This window comes from Streptomyces sp. GbtcB7, from assembly GCF_019091445.1.
Classification (GTDB): Bacteria; Actinomycetota; Actinomycetes; order Streptomycetales; family Streptomycetaceae; genus Streptomyces; species Streptomyces mirabilis.
In genome coordinates this window covers 1-246 of the sequence record NZ_JAGXJM010000485.1, presented here as the reverse complement: position 1 = coordinate 246, position 246 = coordinate 1, and the positions used below count along the sequence as shown (strand labels likewise).

Annotated in this window: 1 protein-coding gene; it reads left to right on the top strand. The window is 75.2% G+C overall.

The genetic code is table 11. The features are described 5' to 3' along the window. The coding region (locus tag KVT44_RS56570; protein WP_217577101.1) for a hypothetical protein at positions 1-184 on the top strand (184 nt) is incomplete at its 5' end. Positions 185-246: the final 62 nt, after the last annotated feature.

Genomic DNA, 246 nt, shown 5'->3' with positions numbered 1-246 from the left:
CACGGTCGACGCGGGGCAGCTCCGGCTCGCCTGCTCGCGCGTGCCGTTCGGTGTGCGCACGCTCGCGATCATCGCGGACAGCCGCCTCGACGTCCCGGCCCTGCGCCGCGTGGGCGACGCGGACGTCGTGGCCCTGGGCGAGCTCGACCAGCTCCCGAACGCGATCCGCAAGGTCCTGTCGTGAACCGGCCGCGCTTCCTCCTGCTCCCCGGGTCGACGTGGCGTCGCCTCGTCGCCGACGTCGGC